Here is a 14927-nt window from a genome sequence, read left to right as displayed (position 1 = left end):
GGCATACCCGATACTGTTTAAATGTACAGTATCGGGTATGCTAACCTCTGTAAACCGCCCGCGCAACCGCTGTTTCAGCGAGTCAGAGCCGAAAGCCCTGGGAGGCCTGGGTCAAGGCTGTTACCTGGGCCGACAGTCGCTCGATGTGGGCGTTGAGCTTTTGGCGGATATCCGCGGTTTCTCGGGTGTGGCCGTGAATCTGCTCAACTTTCTGGGCGATTTCCTCGGTGGTGGTTGATATCCCCTCAACCGACGACACCACCTGGTTCATATCCCCCGCCAGTTGTTGGATGGAGCTGGTGATCTGCTCGATCGAATGGGCCGCCTCTTTTGAACTTTCCTCACCCTCGCCGGCGGACTTGAGGCCCTCTTTCATTAGTCCGGATATCGCCTGGGTTTCACGGTTCAGTGACTCCACGATGTCGGCGATGCCATTAGTTGCAGATACGGTTTTTTCTGCCAGGGATCGAACTTCGTCTGCCACAACAGAAAAGCCTCGCCCGGCCTCGCCGGCTCTTGCGGCCTCGATAGCGGCATTGAGAGCCAGCAGGTTGGTCTGCTCAGCGAGACCGTTAATGACGCCGACGATAGAGTTGACCTTCTCTCCGGTTTTGCTCAGCTGGCTTACCTGATCGTGGGTTTTCTGAATCCGCTCGGCAAGTTCGGTCATGGTTTTGGCGCTGCGCCTGACCACCTCGGCACCGGAATGGGCGGCCCCGTTGGCGCTCTGAACGGCGTCATTGACGGATTGGGTATACTGGGCAATATCCACTGCGGTGTGGGAGATCTCCTGAACCGCCGTCGCCGTTTGCTCGGTTTCATCTTCGACCTGTTCGCCGTTTTTTCCCATCTGATCGATCAGTGCGTTCAGTTCGGTCTGAAGCACTGACAGCGTCCGATTACCCTCGACGACCTGGCCGATAACATCCGAGACATCGTCCAGCATTTTGTTGGCCGCCTGGCCAAGGCGATTGAATTCATCATTCGGATTGCGGCCCGGCTCGACGCGTTGGCTGAGGTCCCCGCCAGCAACCCGGGTCAGCAGGTTTACGGTCTCATTGAGTCGCCTGACCAGGGTGCTGGAGGCCGTCGTGAGTGTGAGTACGAGGATGATGACGACCGCTGCGGCGGTTGCAACGATGAGCCATGTTGAGGCTGTCCTGGCTGCGTCAGCCTGTTCGCTCGTTGCCACGATAATCTCCCGGCGGAGCAGGGTGTTCTGTTCTGAGATAAGATTCCTGATTCGAGTGCCGGCGCTCGCGAGCTGGTTCTCGATGGCGGACAGATCCGCGATCAGCGTCTCGGCGTCGGAAAAGGCATCGTCGAAGGCCTGTACCGCCTTGCCAATGTCGATTTCCTGCCAATCCATTTCTGTGACCGTGGCCTGCATCCGCTCCAATGCTTCCCGTGTGGTCTGGGCGTAGGTCGCGTCGAAGGTTGCCAGGTAATCGCGGTAGGTAGAGGCGATGGTGTTGATGTCGTCGTTGAAGATCGAGATGCTGATTTGACGGAGCCTCTCATCAATCGCACTTAACATCGTTGCTCTCAGGCCATCCGACGGCGTGAGCCCGAGTTGTTGGCTCAGGGCCAGCCATTGCGTGCGAAGTCGGGTATACTCCGCAACCTGTTTGTGGATTTGTTGTGCCGTGGTCTTTACGGCGTCGCCCGGGAGGGTTTGCGCTGATTCATTGAGTGCCGATGACTGGGTGGCCAGTGACGCCAGCCGCTCCTGATAGGTTTCAACCTGGTTTGGCTCCAGGCTTTCGCTCATTCTCTCGAGACCCAGCCAGTCGTTCAGCAGGGTGAGGGATGCTGATTCGTAGGCTCTCGCTTCGCTTTGGGCCTCGTACGCGTCCGATACCCTGCCAAGACCGCTCAGTGATGCCAGTGTGGCAATGGCCAGGCCAATCAGTGTGGCAACAATCAACAACAGGAACTTCTGTTTCCATGACAGGGCCATTCTCATCCTCCGGACAATGTTATTTTTCTTCGCAAATAGCTGAGTTTAGACCAGTTCCGGACAAATGACGGCCCTTTTGACGACAACCGGGAATCCATGTCTGATCTCGCAATTTACCAATATCTGCTGATTGCACTGATTTTCGTCTGGAGTGGTTTTGTCCGTTCCGGGCTGGGATTTGGTGGTGCCGTTCTGTCCCTGCCATTCCTGCTGCTGGTTCTGGATCAACCGTTGGTCTTCTTGCCGATCATTGCGGTTCATCTTCTTGTGTTTTCTTCCCTGACCATCTGGATGAACAACTGCAGAGGGTCGGGTGAGCAACGTCAGGCGGGAACGGGAACCGTCGACTGGCAATACCTCTGGCGAATTCTCGGCATCATGATCGTGCCCAAGCTGATTGGCGTGTTTGGCCTGATTACTATGCCGTCCGACATTCTCAGCGTCATCATATTCGTGATCGTGGCGCTTTATTCGGTCTCCTACATCGTAAACCGGCCGTTCCGCAGTGGCAGCAAAACGGTGGATGCGATCTTCCTGATGCTGGGGGGCTACATCAGCGGCACATCCCTGATCGGCGCCCCCCTGATCATAGCCGTGGCAGCCCAGCATTTGCCGAAAGAGAAACTCAGGGACACCTTGTTTGCCCTGTGGTTTATTCTGGTGCTGATCAAAATGGCCGCTTTCGTGTGGGCCGGCGTCGATCTTCAGCTTATCCACCACCTCTGGCTGTTGCCCTGTGCCGCGGTGGGCCATGTCATAGGGCTTTACGCTCACGACCGGATTCTCCGGGCAGAGACTCCGGTCTTCTTCCGGTTGTTGGGTACGGTGCTGCTGCTGGTGAGCAGCATCGGGATTGTCAGCGTCTTGTGGTAAGCGGAGTGGCGGGCTTCAGCCCGCGCGTCCGAACACCCTCTCGAAGAACCCAACCTCTCGTACGTCCGGAATCGGGAGGTTGTCGACTTCCTCCATGGCCCGTCGCCAGAATTTCTCGGGTTCATCCAGGTGGGCCACTTTAGCCCGCTCATCCGGGCTGTAGTGATTGTGTTCTCCGGCAATACCCTCGGCCATGAGGTCCTGGGTCCAGAGGTAGATCGCGGCGCGAACGGTTCTAAGCAACCTGCAATAGGCGTCGCGGCTCAGATTGATGGCCAGTTCGGCCGTCAGATTGATCTGCTTCTGCAGCACCGCCATCTCGTCTTTTTCCAGCAGCACCCGGTTGCCGTTGCCCTTTTTGCAGTTCACGCAGATTTTCTCAAGGGCTTTTACCCCCTCGGGCAGATCCATGTAACCGAATTCCTCTTTTTGCTGATCATCTACCGGTGCAGGAATCCAGCCGTATTGGGGAGATTTGGCAACGATGTGTCCGTGCAAACCACGCCGGTAGGGCGGTGCGGCTGCAACATCCTGGTAGCCGTCAAATTCGGTACGCAGCCAGGCCGCCATTTTCCGGTGGCGAAGCATCATGGCAAGGGTGATGGCTGAGGGCATGATCTCTTCGAGCAAATCGGAGGAATCCCGCGTGCGCTCGTCAAGATGGTTCACGGATGTTGACATTTCTCCTCCTCGACAACGGGGTTCCCGGTGTTCCTTCCCGTTGCACGTTTGTTGTTTTTGGCGTTCGGTAGTTGTATCTGTCATTGCCGGTGACTAAAAAGTAGTCAGATAATGTTGGGTGCGCCGTTGTAAAAAAGTTACTGCTTTGTAACTTCCGGTAATCAGCCAGACCACGGGAAGGGATCAAGACAATGAATCGGGATAATGGCTTCGAATCGCGCAGAGCTTCCATGGTGGATTATCAGCTTCGTGCCCGGGGAATCGAGTCGCCGCTGGTGCTGGAGGCCATGGGCCGGGTGGCACGTGAACGCTTCGTTCCCGAGCGCATGCGGGACTGCGCCTACGATGACAGCCCCCTGCCCATCGGGGCCGGACAGACCATTTCTCAGCCTTATATCGTAGCGTTAATGACAGAAGCCCTGGACCTGGAGGGCGGGGAAAGGGTTCTCGACATAGGTACCGGCTCCGGGTATGCCGCCGCGGTTCTAGGGTGCATTGCCGGTGAGGTGTTCAGTATTGAACGGGTAGAGGAACTGGCCGATCGCGCTGCCCGTACGCTTGCCGCCGAGGGGTTTGACAATGTCGAGGTTTGCTGCGGCGACGGCACCATGGGGTGGCCGGAGCACCAGCCTTACGACGGTATCGTCGTGGCTGCGGGCGCGCCAGCTGTGCCCGATTCGTTAAAGCATCAGCTTGCAGTTGGCGGGCACCTGGTCATTCCGGTGGGCTCGGAGCATTCCGTGCAAACACTAATGCGCGTTACCCGCCTGGCAGAGGATGGATTCCGGACCGATAACCTGGGCGCGGTGAGGTTTGTCCCCCTGCTCGGCGAGCAGGGGTGGTCTTGACAGTCAGATCTGACGCGCTGGATCAGCTGCCAGCGTTTGTGCTTTCGAAGATCTTGTCGGCGGATGCCGCCACGAAACCCGAGTAGAGCTGGCCATCGGGTTTCGGATAACGCAGGGCAAACTCGTAGAAACAGCTGGGTATGGTCACTGTCTGGTCGGCAAACGCCACAGGTACACGGTCAGCCATGGTTGATGATTGCTCCAGCAGGTCTTCCGGCGAGCCCTTCACCTCCCCGCCAGATGCATTTACCTTGTAGCCATGAGCTTTCAGCAACTGGTTGATTTCCGGCACCGAGCGGAACTGGTCCAGATGGTTGATGCTGACCGTGAAATGGTTGGCGCGATAGCCCCAGGCGGCCATCCAGGCCGCGTATTCGCTTTCCTTCATCAACTCGCGGTAGGTGCCGTAATCGACTTGCCAGTGGCGCCCCGAATACAGGAAATCATCGGCGGCAACCGCTTCCGGCCTTACCTGTTCAACAAGCCGCTTCACCACAGACTGTAACTCCGGCGAACATTGCTCCACCAGCAGCTCGGAGATGAAAACCTTGGGAAGCTCCAGGGAGGGGTGCTCATAATGCCTGGCATAGAGTTTCTTAGCCTCGAAATGGTATTCACCGCCCTGACGGTAGCCGAGGCTGAGAAAGTGCTCGGCCAGGGCGTCCAGGCGCACCGGATCCAGATTGAAGGTGCGAAGCGCAATATGATCGTTGACGATGGCCTGCCCCTCTTCGGCGCCCAGGATTTTATGTATACGTTCGGCAGAGGGGGTCACCTGCCGATAGGACTCCCATAGCCTCTCGAACAGGGTGTCCGGATCAGTATGCATAGCGAATCTCCTCATTAGCCTGTTTGTGACGGGGCGGTTGGCGCTTCTGTGACTGCTTGCTGGTCTGGCCCAGGGGCAGGCAGCACACCAGACTGCCGTCGCCAAGGTCCAGTTGATTTGCGATTTGCGGTTCCACCACAAGGTCATTGCTGTATGCGGTCGGCCAGACCTGATCGGTCACCGTAGCCCTGAATTCTGAACAACTGGCATTGGCAACTATAGCGGATTTACCGGTTCCTCCCGAATTGTCCGCCGGATCCTGTTGCCCGGTCACGGTGTTTGCCAGGAAGGTTTCCCGCACGCTGGCAATGTCTGATCTGCGGCACTCCAGGGTCGGTCCGCCGTCCAGAAGATCCACGAACCCCCGGTGGCGAAAGCCTTCGCGTTCCAGCATATGCCGTGCCGCACGGGTATCCTCGTGCACCTGGCCGATAGCCGCGATGGCTTCACTGGTCATCTGCCGGAGATACAAGGGCGTGGCGGGGATGAAGCGGTCAATGAAGCCGCTCTGGCCGCAGCAGGCCAGCTGTGTTGCAGACATGAAATCCAGATCCGCCACCTGGTGCCTGAGCCAGTCCCAGAACGGAGATTGGCCAGAAGCATCTGAAACACCGCGCATTTCTGCGATCACGGTGTCTGCGAACCGCTCCGGGTGCAGGGCCATGAAGAGAAAACGCACCCTGGAGAGCAGTTTGCCGGCATTGGCCCGTCGAAATTCAGGCCGAAGGTACAGCGAACAGACCTCGGTGCAACCGGTGTAGTGCTGGCAACGAGTCAGGCTTTCCTCAATCTGACGTTTCTGTCGATCTTCTGCGTGATGAATAACGGCATTGCGACGAAAATGGACGAGAGGGCGGTTGACGCCAGCGGCGGCTTCAATTCCGGTGGTGCCCATAATATCGCCGGTCGTGCTGTCCTCCAGCACGAAAAGATAATGTTCATCGCCTGGCTTCGTTACCGTTCGGGCGAAGCTTTCCACCGAGTGATCGATCTTTCGACTCAGGGCATCGCGATCCGGCATCAGGGAGGTGAAGCCAGGGCCGGATTCAGTGGCGATCTGTTCCAGGGCATCGAGATCCCTGGGGGCGATTGGTCGAATTATCATGGCGAGGATCCTGAGCATTGTTTCGGCTCAGTATGAAAGGCGAGGCTGCCAGATTGCAGCTGCATAACGGTCGAAATGGTCTACAATAACGGCAAATTGATAAGGAGTTTTGGCAGAATGATCAGTTCTCAGGATCAGAAGCTATTGATGCTGCTGAGGCAGAATGCCCGGGCCAGTATTACCGAGCTGGCGAAGGCCATGCATGTGTCACGGTCAACGGTACAGAATCGCATCGCCCGGTTGGAGGCCAGCGGGGTGATCCGCGGCTACTCGGTGCAGTTGGGTGGGGAGTTTTCTGCCAGCCAGGTGGAGGCGCATGTATCGATCAAGGTTTTCCAGAAACTGACCAGCCGGACCAATGCCGCACTGGAGGGGATCAGCCAGGTTTCGCAGCTGTTCTCGGTGAGCGGAGAGTACGACCTGATTGCCATCGTGCAGGCCCAGTCCCTGGAGGAGCTGAGCGCTGTGCTGGATGACATCGGCAATCTGGAAGGGGTTGAGAGGACCAACTCTGCCGTGGTCCTCGAAACCCGGTTCCGACGCTAGAAAAGCCTGCTCCGATCAGGACCCCAGCATTCCGGCGTAGGCACTGTAGAAGAAGGCACCCGAACCAAGAAGAATGATGCCCCAGGCGGGAAAGATCAAAAACGAACGTTTTGCTTTGCTCATGGCCATATCCAATTTGCTCGGAAAGTGGAGTCACACTATTCACAGTAGCTCAAACTTGACAAATGTTACGAAAAATTTTGAGGAACAGCTCTCAGACGAGGATTAATTTGCCAATCGTGCGGGCACTAAATGCTATTGAGCGGGTCTGAAATGACGCTAGTATGAACAGGAATTGCAAACCAAAACATAAAGTAAAATAACAAAAAGGAGCCGTTTATGGCGGTAGATCCCCGGAAGCAGACCTCACTCCATTGCCTGTACTACTGGGCAGAGGAAACCCCCGATAACGTTTATCTTACCCAGCCGTACCCGGATGGCCGTGTCGAGGATATTACCTGGAAACAGGCTGCCGACCAGGTGTCCAGGATGGCCGCTTACCTGAACAGCCTGGAACTGCCCGAGCCCAGCAATATCAGTATCCTCGGCAAGAACAGTGCGCACTGGATCCTGGCCGACCTGGCGATCTGGGCGGCGGGCCACGTTTCCGTGCCGCTCTATCCCACGCTCAACGGTGACACGGCCGCTTACGTGCTTGAGCACAGTGAGGCAAAGTTATTGTTCCTCGGCAAACTGGATGGCACTGCGGACGGCTGGAACGACATCAAGAACCACATTCCGGACGACCTACCGATCATTTCGCTGCCCATGTCGCCACGGGACGACACCCCGAAATGGCTGGATATCATCACCGACCAGCAACCGGCAGAGCCCAAATTGCCGGATCCGGACAACCTGGCCACCATTGTGTATACCTCGGGCAGCACCGGCCGTCCCAAAGGCGTCATGCACAGTTTCCGCACCATGATTTCGGTGGCCGATGGCCTGCAGCAGCTGTTCCCGGTTTCCTCTGAAGAACGCATGCTGTCCTATCTGCCCCTGGCTCATGTGGCGGAGCGCGCAGCGGTTGAAACGCAGTCCCTCTATTACGGATTCCATCTCTACTTTGCGAATTCGCTGGATACCTTCCAGGAAGACCTGCAGCGGGCAAGGCCGACCCTGTTTTTCTCGGTACCTCGCCTGTGGATGAAGTTCTATCTGGGGGTTAACGCCAAATTGCCTCCGAAGAAGCAGAAGCTGCTCTTCAACCTGCCCATTATCAGCGGTCTGGTCAAAAAGAAGGTTCTGAAACAGCTGGGACTGGACTATTGCCGGGCAGCCCTTACCGGCGCGGCGCCGCTGTCAGCGGATATCGTCAACTGGTATCGCAATCTCGGGCTGGAGCTTCTGGAAGTGTACGGGATGTCGGAAAACTTCGGGTATTCCCATGCCAACCGGCCCGGGCAGGCCCGTGCTGGCTCTGTGGGGATGGCTAACCCTGGAGTGGAACACCGTATCGGCGAGGGCGGTGAAGTCCAGGTGAAAAGCCCAGGTCAGATGCTTGGCTATTACAAGAATGAGGAGAAAACCAAAGAGGACCTCACCGAAGATGGCTTCCTGAAAACCGGAGATATGGGTGAAATTGACCGGGACGGTACCCTCCGGATCACTGGCCGGGTAAAAGATCTGTTCAAAACGTCCAAGGGCAAGTACGTGGTTCCGGTGCCCATCGAAAACCGCTTCAATCATCCCAAGGCCGAGGTGGTCTGTGTCGCTGGCGCGAACCAGCCTCAGCCTTGCCTGATGGTCCTGCTTTCCGAGGAAGCCCGGGATGAACTGGAAACCGGCGCTGATCGCGGTGAGCTGGAGCAGGAACTCGCGGCCGAGCTGGACGCGGTGAACGCGGAGTGCGAGTCCCACGAGAAGGTCGCCTTTGTGGTTGTGGTCCGGGAGCCCTGGACCATGGAAAACGGCATGCTGACGCCGACCATGAAGATCAAGCGGAACGTGATTGAGGACTTCTACAACCAAAAGATGGACGACTGGTTCAGCCAGAAGAGGAAAGTCGTCTGGGAATTCTGATCCGCTAACGCAAAACGCCGGTGGCCCCAAGGGTACCACCGGCGTTTTCAAATCCTTATGTTCTTTCTGTTCTCAGCCTGAGCGATCTCCCCGCTCATGCCAGACCCAGCTGCCGTTTAGTGGCCGCCCTGCATCTGGCTCATGTCCGGAGCAACGTTCGCTGCTTTCCGGTTGAAGTTCCGCATCTTACGACTGACAAACTGTACCGCCTGCTTTGCTGCAGCACGGGTATACTGGCGCCTGACCTCAGCACTGTTGTGGAGGATACTGGACGGCAGCGGGTTTACGGTTGCGATATGGTTCTGAGTCATAGCGCCTTCCTCCTTATTTCTGGTGAATTGATTAGCGATCTACCTTTAATTTACAGACGATTCTAAGGGTTCTTATTTGCAGCTCAAATACGTTAAAATCCCTACTCACGTTGCAAATATGCAGTAGCTATGGACTGGGATTATCTTCGATACATAAGGGCTCTGGCAATGGGTGGAACACTTGCCAAAGCCGGAGAATTACTGGGTGTGCACCAAACCACAGTTTTGCGTCGACTCGATCAGATGGAAGAGTCGATGGGTGTGCAGTTTTTTGAACGTAGCCGGGATGGATTGCATCTGACGCCGGTGGGCGAAACCGCGTTTCGGGAGGCCGAGCGGCTGGCCATCGAGATGGAAAATCTCGAGCGTAAACTGGTTGGGCAGGATTCGGCGCCGGTCGGCAAAGTGAGGTTGGCGGCCGAAGACGCAATGATGAATGCATTGCTCAGCCCGATCCTCGCCGAGCTGGTGCGCGAGTTTCCGGACATAGAACTGGAAACCCTGACCGACAACGACGTGGCCAATCTGAGTCATCGCGAAGCCGACCTCACCCTGCGATCGGAAAACAAGCCCCAGGCAACGCTCGAAGGCGAGCGGATTGCGGCTATCGAGTCTGCCGTTTATGGGTCTGCGCGTTATTGCCGGCGTCACCGCAATATGGACATCGAGAATCACCCGGAAGGTTGTCTCTGGATCCTGCCGGATGAAACCTTTAGCCATCTGGCCACTGGCCGGTGGTACAGGAAGCACCTGAAAAATGTCACTTCTTTCATTCGCTGCAACAGCTTGCAATCCATGCATGCTCTGGCGAAAGCTGGTGCCGGGCTGGCGGTTTTGCCCTGCTATCTGGGAGAGAGCACCCGCGAACTGCGCCGCTTGTCGGACCCGCTGGAAGGTGAGAGTGTTGATCTGTGGCTGCATGTCAATCAGGACACCCAGCAAATGGCCCGGGTTCGCATCGTCATGGAATATCTGGTTGAACGACTTCAGGCTCTGGAGTCCCAACTGGAGATTTCTTCGACTTTGTAGCCCGCATCAGCCGCAAAATGGCCAGAACTGGTACCAGCGCCAGCACTGGAACTCCTGCTCGCAGGTTTTGAGCTGATTGTCATATCGGAAGGCCCGGTTCTGCACCCGTCCCGCCAGGTTCATGACGGCCGGCTTTTGCTCGAAACTCCTGCGAGCGTACCCTCCACGGCCCTCATGGTAGGCAAGATACAGCTTCCTGGGTGCTGAATAGGGAATACCCAGCTGTTGGTGGCTCAGCTGGTTGTACCAGCCTACGAAATCCAGCGCGTATTCCATGTCGGTTCGCACGGTAAACCAGCCCTCGCCGTTGGCTACGAGATATTCCTGCCAGGCAGGGTCTAGTGCCTGGGCATACCCGTAGGCTGTTGTTGGCCTGGTCCAGGGGATAAATCCCCACAGCAAGGTTCGTGGCGGCCGGGCATGACTGCGGAATGAGGATTCGTAGTAGACGAACGCCATCTGGGTGGCGATGGGGGTGCCCCAGCGTTGCTCGGATTCGCTGGCGTAGTCGTACCAGACGGGGTGCTCCCGGAAAATTTCGCAGACATCTTCGGGATTTGCCGGGGGATCCGGTGCCAGAAGGCTGAAGCGAAGGGTTGCCCAGGTGCCCATCAACAGACCGAGTATCGGGAGCCCATACCATCTGGCCCGGCTTTTCCAGATCTCCAGAGTTGTGCGCCGGCCTCTGTTTCGCCGGCGAGGTGTTTTCCGTATTCCTACCAAACCGTCATCTCCGGCCCCCCGGGATTGCTTGCCGCATGCATCACACCCATGGCATAAGGGAATCAACGACACGTTCTGGATGATAGGTAGATGATGCGATTTCCCCTAATTAAACCTCTTTTAGTCACAGCCCTGCTGATGACCGGTACTGCCCAGGCGGCGCCGGATGCCCAGGAGGTGCTGGCAGTATCGCCTGTTGACGACATTGTGGCCCGCTACCCGGCCATGATGAGCCAGGGCATCCGTGAGGGGCTGAAGCAGAATGGTCAGCTCCCTCCGATGATGGCCAATACCATCGGCAACATTGTCAGCAGCGGCTTCAACTCGGTGGATATCGAGAAGCAGATCGTTAACAATCTGCAAGCCAGCCTCACCGACTCGCAGCTTCAGGCCGTTCATGACTGGTACGAAACCCCCATGGCCAAAAAGATCTCCGCCGCCGAGATTGCGGCTTCCGAGCCCTCTGCCTGGCAGGAAATCCAGGCCAGAGCTGCAGAGCTGAACAGCCAGTACAAAGGTACTCGCAGAGCGGACATGTTCGATCGGTTTGATCGGGCGGCCCGGGCAACAGAGAGCGCGGTAGATACCACTATCGCAGTCCAGCTCGGTCTGGCAACTGCGATGGCGGCGTTCAGCAGTGATTCGGCCAATTATGAACAGCTGCGCCAGCGCATTGAAAGCCAGCGCAGCATGCTCAGGGGTGTTGTTGGCCAGCAGGTTTACGACAGCTATCTGTACACCTACCAGAACATCGGTGCACAGGAGATGGGCCTGTACCTGGAGTTTCTCGAGAGTCCGGCCGGTTCAGCCTTCTCGAAGGTTGTGACCAACAGCATTCAGCAGGCAATTACCGAGCCGGTGGAGAGTATCGGCAAGCAGATGTCGCGGTTTCTCAGTCCGGAATCGCCAGGCGGTCAGTGAATCCTGCAAGCTCCCTGTAGACGTCGTCCCGTTTGCGCTCATAGCGATGGGAAAAGTGGAATGCAATCAGTTGCCGAACGTTCGCCTCGTTGGCGATGTCGGCACACGCCCTGGTGGTAAGGTGATGCGTTCGCCGTGCCATTCGTGAACCACGAATCTCGGGCCCCGATCCTCCACGCGATCCCACAGAATACCGTTGATCATTCCGGTGATGTGCCGCACCAACCCTGGTGGTCCGAACAGCCGGCAGGGCGGGAAGTGACCGATCCGGCTGCGCAGAAACCACATGAATCCTCCGATATGGTCGGCGTGGCAATGACTGATGAAAACGTCAGTTACCTGGTGCGCAGACCGGAGTGGCATGCGCCCGGTATCGCCCAGATCAAACAGAAGACTGCGGGCTTGATGCAGGAGCCTGAGCTGCAATAAAGGGTCACCGCAAACACCGTTCACGAGGGACGCGACCACGGGCCCTGCACGCACTGCCACTTGCGGATCGCTGGTAACGTTGGTCAGGGCGCCCAGCTCGACGCTGACCTGGACAGCACCATCGCTCTGTTGCTTGCGGCCCATGGGGTCTCCCGATTGATGAATTATTCGGTGAGTGGGATTTGTGCAAAGCTGGAATAGGGTCCAATCTCCCTAGTATATGCCAGTGAGGAGTGCCGTTATGGATTTCAACGCCTATCAGAAAGCCTTGTCCTCACAATTGAGGGGGGTGGAATGTCCGTTTCCAGAGCAGGAACTTGCAGAGCGTCTGGCCCGTGTCCGGGACAGGATGGCCCGGGAGGATTTTGGTGCGCTGCTGCTGACTGATCCTTCCGACATTTTTTACCTGACCGGTTACAGCACCTTTGAGGTGTCTGTGCATGTGGCCCTGGTGGTTACCCAGGAGGACCTTCTATTGCAGGTGCCTTCCATTGAAATGGGGCCAGCCATGGTGACCACCCGGGTTGCCCGGGTCAGCGGCTACCGCTGGGAAGGCATCGGTGAAGTGCTCGAACCACTGGTCCAGGCCCTTAACGACGGCGTGGAAACGGTGGGCATTGATGCCTGGCACGGGTCCCTGCGCTATGGCGTGCTGGAAAGCCTGAAGGCACGAATGGCAAGCGTTAGGTTTATGAACAACGGCGGTCTGTTGAAACAGATCCGGATCGTGAAGTCGGATGCCGAAATCCGTTTTTTGCGAGAAAGCGCGCGGATCACCGCCGAAGGTCTCAGGGCGGCCGTGGCCGCGGTCCAGCCGGGTGTCACTGACAATGACATCGCCGCCGAAGGTGCCCGGGCATTGCTGGAGGCTGGCAGTGAGTTTATGAGTATGCAGCCGATTGTCGTGACCGGGCGTCGAAGCAGCGTAATCCACTGCAATCACAAGCGCACTGTGGTGCAGGAAGGCGATCCGGTGTTTCTGGAATTCGGATCAGCCTGGCACCGCTACACCGCGCCGATGATGCAGACCGTCGTGGCCGGGGCAGAGCCCTCTTCTGAAATGAGAAAGGTACATGACGGCTGTCGGCGGGTTGTCGACACTCTGCTGGCATCGGTCCGCCCGGGGGTAACCTTCGATCAGGCCGCCCAGGACGCAGAGAGAGCACTCCAGCCATTGGCGGGCAAGGTGTTCTTCTCCGGCGTCTTTGGCTACACGGTGGGCGCACAATTTCCACCCTCCTGGGTAGAGGGCTCGGGCTTTATCGCCAGGGGCGGCAATATGGAGTTCCGACCCGGCATGGTCTTCCATCTTCCCATCTGCTTGCGCATTCCGGGGCAGTGGGGCATTGGGTGTAGTGAAACCATTCTGGTTACCGAAGATGGTGCGGAACCGATCACGGATAACCCCTGGACGCTTGGTTAATCCAGCCGCAGGTCTGACAGATAAACAGTGCGCGGCTCGGGCAGGCGAACGGCAAAGAGTCCCATACGCCTGATCTGCGACATATCCATGGTTCGGTCGGCTGGTGCGTTTTCAATATCAGCCAGATTTCGGGTGAACGTGTTGAAGCCAGGCTCAAGGATCAGGCGAGTGTTGTAGCGGTCATTGTAGGCATGTTCACTACGGTCGTGGGCGACGTCATTGATTCGGAGTGTCAGTGCCAGTGGTTCCGTTGAGGGGTTGAACAGCGTTATGACCAGCCTCTCGAAACCCCGCCAGTCGGACGGCAGGTTATCGAGCGAGATACCCGAGTAGGTTTCCGTGCCCAGAGCAATCTTCAGGCTGTGCGGGTGATTGACCGAATGGCTGCCAGAGACTGCCGGATTGCCAGACCAGAAGGGCTCCGGGTTCTGATGACTGAAGTCGTAAAGCTGGGGAAGCTGATGATGGACCTGCCATTGTCTGGCCGCTACGATGCCGGTGCCTCCCAACTCAAAACACAATAGCAGGGTGGCTGTTGCCGCGAGCAGACACTGGCGGGCAGAAGCCCGTGTTCCCGGCAGAAACACCGGACGCCAGGCGATAATCAACCAACTGCCAATCAGGTTGCGTAGCAGATCCCGCCCATCCATGTCGCGGTTGTGGTCGCCCTGGATCAGCTCGATTCCAATTCCGACAGCAAGCAATACTGCGGTTACGCCCAGCCACAGCCGCCAGCCGCCCAGCCAGCGCCAGGGCCTTATTGCGACTGTCAGCAGTGCAAAAAGAAGGATGTGGCCGAGGTTCCAGGCCGACTTGAGGAGCGGCCCCGAGGCCCAGTCAGGCCCGCCAACAAACAGGAAGGGCGCGATGAGCAGAGAAGCGAAACTGGCCAGCAACGGGAGTTGCCGGCCGGCGGTTGGCATTCCCGGTATGAAACCAGGAATCATCAGCTACGGCTGGTTACTTCCAGCAGGTGATAGCCAAACTGGGTCTTGACCGGACCGATAACCGTGTTCAGTTCGCTGTTGAACACCGCCTTGTCGAACTCCGGCACCATCTGGCCCGGGCCGAAGGAGCCCAGGTCGCCGCCATTGCGGCCGGAGGGGCATGAGGAGTGCTGCTTTGCCACTTCGGCAAAGTCCTGACCGCCTTCAATCGCCTTCTTCAGTTCTTCACATTTTGCTTCGCTTTCTACCAGAATGTGGCGCGCTGTTGCCTGTGCCATGA

At 57.4% G+C, this 14927-nt stretch carries 17 protein-coding genes; 7 read left to right on the top strand and 10 right to left on the bottom strand.

All coding sequences use genetic code 11. The features are described from left to right. Nucleotides 1-82: 82 nt before the first annotated feature. Nucleotides 83-1960, bottom strand: a complete 1878-nt coding sequence (locus SIC15_RS14510; RefSeq protein ID WP_412536267.1) for a methyl-accepting chemotaxis protein — start codon at nt 1958-1960, stop codon at nt 83-85. Between the two features lie 96 nt (nt 1961-2056). Here SIC15_RS14510 and SIC15_RS14505 point away from each other — a divergent pair, with 96 nt between their 5' ends. Further along, nucleotides 2057-2833, top strand: a complete 777-nt coding sequence (locus SIC15_RS14505) for a TSUP family transporter (protein WP_412536266.1) — start codon at nt 2057-2059, stop codon at nt 2831-2833. A 15-nt stretch (nt 2834-2848) separates the two neighbouring features. Here SIC15_RS14505 and SIC15_RS14500 read toward each other — a convergent pair whose 3' ends face one another. Beyond that, complete coding sequence (locus SIC15_RS14500) at nt 2849-3514, bottom strand: hypothetical protein (protein WP_069182920.1); 666 nt, start codon at nt 3512-3514, stop codon at nt 2849-2851. A gap of 191 nt (nt 3515-3705) precedes the next feature. Here SIC15_RS14500 and SIC15_RS14495 point away from each other — a divergent pair, with 191 nt between their 5' ends. Further along, nucleotides 3706-4362: a protein-L-isoaspartate(D-aspartate) O-methyltransferase gene (locus SIC15_RS14495; protein WP_349342715.1), complete on the top strand. Its 657-nt coding sequence runs from the start codon at nt 3706-3708 to the stop codon at nt 4360-4362. 22 nt (nt 4363-4384) lie between these two features. On the opposite strand, the gene SIC15_RS14490 is transcribed toward SIC15_RS14495, so the two are convergent. Both SIC15_RS14490 and SIC15_RS14485 read right to left on the bottom strand, forming a co-directional pair. Continuing rightward, nucleotides 4385-5191, bottom strand: coding sequence for a DUF1338 domain-containing protein (locus SIC15_RS14490; RefSeq protein ID WP_153633792.1), 807 nt, complete (start codon nt 5189-5191; stop codon nt 4385-4387). Then, entirely contained in the window at nt 5181-6296 is a 1116-nt protein-coding gene (locus SIC15_RS14485; RefSeq protein WP_412536265.1) for an arginine N-succinyltransferase, read from the bottom strand. The genes SIC15_RS14490 and SIC15_RS14485 overlap by 11 nt, the downstream gene beginning before the upstream one ends. 117 nt (nt 6297-6413) lie before the next feature. Here SIC15_RS14485 and SIC15_RS14480 point away from each other — a divergent pair, with 117 nt between their 5' ends. Both SIC15_RS14480 and SIC15_RS14475 read left to right on the top strand, forming a co-directional pair. Next, nucleotides 6414-6842, top strand: coding sequence for an Lrp/AsnC family transcriptional regulator (locus tag SIC15_RS14480; RefSeq protein ID WP_069182924.1), 429 nt, complete (start codon nt 6414-6416; stop codon nt 6840-6842). Nucleotides 6843-7181: 339 nt separating this feature from the next. After that, the gene (locus tag SIC15_RS14475) at nt 7182-8864 is read left to right on the top strand and encodes an AMP-binding protein (RefSeq protein ID WP_412536264.1); all 1683 of its coding nucleotides are present in this window, start codon (nt 7182-7184) and stop codon (nt 8862-8864) included. 116 nt (nt 8865-8980) lie between these two features. Here the strand turns inward: SIC15_RS14475 and SIC15_RS14470 are convergent, their stop codons facing one another. After that, nucleotides 8981-9175, bottom strand: a complete 195-nt coding sequence (locus SIC15_RS14470; protein ID WP_069182926.1) for a hypothetical protein — start codon at nt 9173-9175, stop codon at nt 8981-8983. 129 nt (nt 9176-9304) lie between these two features. Here SIC15_RS14470 and SIC15_RS14465 point away from each other — a divergent pair, with 129 nt between their 5' ends. Further along, on the top strand, nt 9305-10204 hold the full coding sequence (locus tag SIC15_RS14465; RefSeq protein ID WP_412536263.1) for a LysR substrate-binding domain-containing protein: 900 nt from the start codon (nt 9305-9307) through the stop codon (nt 10202-10204). A gap of 6 nt (nt 10205-10210) precedes the next feature. Here SIC15_RS14465 and SIC15_RS14460 read toward each other — a convergent pair whose 3' ends face one another. Then, the gene (locus SIC15_RS14460) at nt 10211-10816 is read right to left on the bottom strand and encodes a hypothetical protein (RefSeq protein ID WP_227549345.1); all 606 of its coding nucleotides are present in this window, start codon (nt 10814-10816) and stop codon (nt 10211-10213) included. Between the two features lie 201 nt (nt 10817-11017). On the opposite strand from SIC15_RS14460, the gene SIC15_RS14455 reads away from it, so the two are divergent. Further along, a complete protein-coding gene (locus SIC15_RS14455) occupies nt 11018-11848 on the top strand; it encodes a DUF2059 domain-containing protein (RefSeq protein WP_412536262.1) in 831 nt (276 codons plus the stop codon). Nucleotides 11849-11914: 66 nt separating this feature from the next. Here SIC15_RS14455 and SIC15_RS14450 read toward each other — a convergent pair whose 3' ends face one another. Together SIC15_RS14450 and SIC15_RS14445 are read right to left on the bottom strand one after the other, a co-directional pair. Further along, nucleotides 11915-12421, bottom strand: coding sequence for an MBL fold metallo-hydrolase (locus SIC15_RS14450; RefSeq protein ID WP_412536261.1), 507 nt, complete (start codon nt 12419-12421; stop codon nt 11915-11917). Between the two features lie 130 nt (nt 12422-12551). Beyond that, entirely contained in the window at nt 12552-12665 is a 114-nt protein-coding gene (locus tag SIC15_RS14445) for a hypothetical protein (RefSeq protein WP_412537625.1), read from the bottom strand. On the opposite strand from SIC15_RS14445, the gene SIC15_RS14440 reads away from it, so the two are divergent. Next, nucleotides 12627-13700 carry a M24 family metallopeptidase gene (locus SIC15_RS14440; protein ID WP_412536260.1) on the top strand — a complete coding sequence of 358 codons (1074 nt, stop codon included), beginning with the start codon at nt 12627-12629 and terminating at the stop codon, nt 13698-13700. The genes SIC15_RS14445 and SIC15_RS14440 overlap by 39 nt on opposite strands. On the opposite strand, the gene SIC15_RS14435 is transcribed toward SIC15_RS14440, so the two are convergent. After that, nucleotides 13697-14623 carry a succinyl-CoA synthetase subunit beta gene (locus tag SIC15_RS14435; protein ID WP_412536259.1) on the bottom strand — a complete coding sequence of 309 codons (927 nt, stop codon included), beginning with the start codon at nt 14621-14623 and terminating at the stop codon, nt 13697-13699. The two genes, SIC15_RS14440 and SIC15_RS14435, sit on opposite strands and share 4 nt — an antisense overlap. 23 nt (nt 14624-14646) lie before the next feature. Continuing rightward, complete coding sequence (locus SIC15_RS14430; RefSeq protein ID WP_153633784.1) at nt 14647-14925, bottom strand: peptidylprolyl isomerase; 279 nt, start codon at nt 14923-14925, stop codon at nt 14647-14649. Nucleotides 14926-14927: the final 2 nt, after the last annotated feature.

It is taken from the genome of Marinobacter sp. MIT932201, assembly GCF_047123295.1.
Taxonomy (GTDB): Bacteria; Pseudomonadota; Gammaproteobacteria; order Pseudomonadales; family Oleiphilaceae; genus Marinobacter; species Marinobacter salsuginis.
Note: the sequence above shows the minus strand (reverse complement) of the source record. Positions and strands in the feature narration are given on the sequence as shown.

Excerpts from the sequence above, each read along its gene's own strand:
- SIC15_RS14510 (WP_412536267.1), bottom strand. The coding sequence starts at position 1,960 with ATGGCCCTGTCATGGAAACAGAAGTTCCTGTTGTTGATTGTTGCCACA.
- SIC15_RS14505 (WP_412536266.1), top strand. The coding sequence starts at position 2,057 with ATGTCTGATCTCGCAATTTACCAATATCTGCTGATTGCACTGATTTTC.
- SIC15_RS14500 (WP_069182920.1), bottom strand. The coding sequence starts at position 3,514 with ATGTCAACATCCGTGAACCATCTTGACGAGCGCACGCGGGATTCCTCC.
- SIC15_RS14495 (WP_349342715.1), top strand. The coding sequence starts at position 3,706 with ATGAATCGGGATAATGGCTTCGAATCGCGCAGAGCTTCCATGGTGGAT.
- SIC15_RS14490 (WP_153633792.1), bottom strand. The coding sequence starts at position 5,191 with ATGCATACTGATCCGGACACCCTGTTCGAGAGGCTATGGGAGTCCTAT.
- SIC15_RS14485 (WP_412536265.1), bottom strand. The coding sequence starts at position 6,296 with ATGATAATTCGACCAATCGCCCCCAGGGATCTCGATGCCCTGGAACAG.
- SIC15_RS14480 (WP_069182924.1), top strand. The coding sequence starts at position 6,414 with ATGATCAGTTCTCAGGATCAGAAGCTATTGATGCTGCTGAGGCAGAAT.
- SIC15_RS14475 (WP_412536264.1), top strand. The coding sequence starts at position 7,182 with ATGGCGGTAGATCCCCGGAAGCAGACCTCACTCCATTGCCTGTACTAC.
- SIC15_RS14470 (WP_069182926.1), bottom strand. The coding sequence starts at position 9,175 with ATGACTCAGAACCATATCGCAACCGTAAACCCGCTGCCGTCCAGTATC.
- SIC15_RS14465 (WP_412536263.1), top strand. The coding sequence starts at position 9,305 with ATGGACTGGGATTATCTTCGATACATAAGGGCTCTGGCAATGGGTGGA.
- SIC15_RS14460 (WP_227549345.1), bottom strand. The coding sequence starts at position 10,816 with ATGGGCACCTGGGCAACCCTTCGCTTCAGCCTTCTGGCACCGGATCCC.
- SIC15_RS14455 (WP_412536262.1), top strand. The coding sequence starts at position 11,018 with ATGATGCGATTTCCCCTAATTAAACCTCTTTTAGTCACAGCCCTGCTG.
- SIC15_RS14450 (WP_412536261.1), bottom strand. The coding sequence starts at position 12,421 with ATGGGCCGCAAGCAACAGAGCGATGGTGCTGTCCAGGTCAGCGTCGAG.
- SIC15_RS14440 (WP_412536260.1), top strand. The coding sequence starts at position 12,627 with ATGGCCCGGGAGGATTTTGGTGCGCTGCTGCTGACTGATCCTTCCGAC.
- SIC15_RS14435 (WP_412536259.1), bottom strand. The coding sequence starts at position 14,623 with ATGCCAACCGCCGGCCGGCAACTCCCGTTGCTGGCCAGTTTCGCTTCT.
- SIC15_RS14430 (WP_153633784.1), bottom strand. The coding sequence starts at position 14,925 with ATGGCACAGGCAACAGCGCGCCACATTCTGGTAGAAAGCGAAGCAAAA.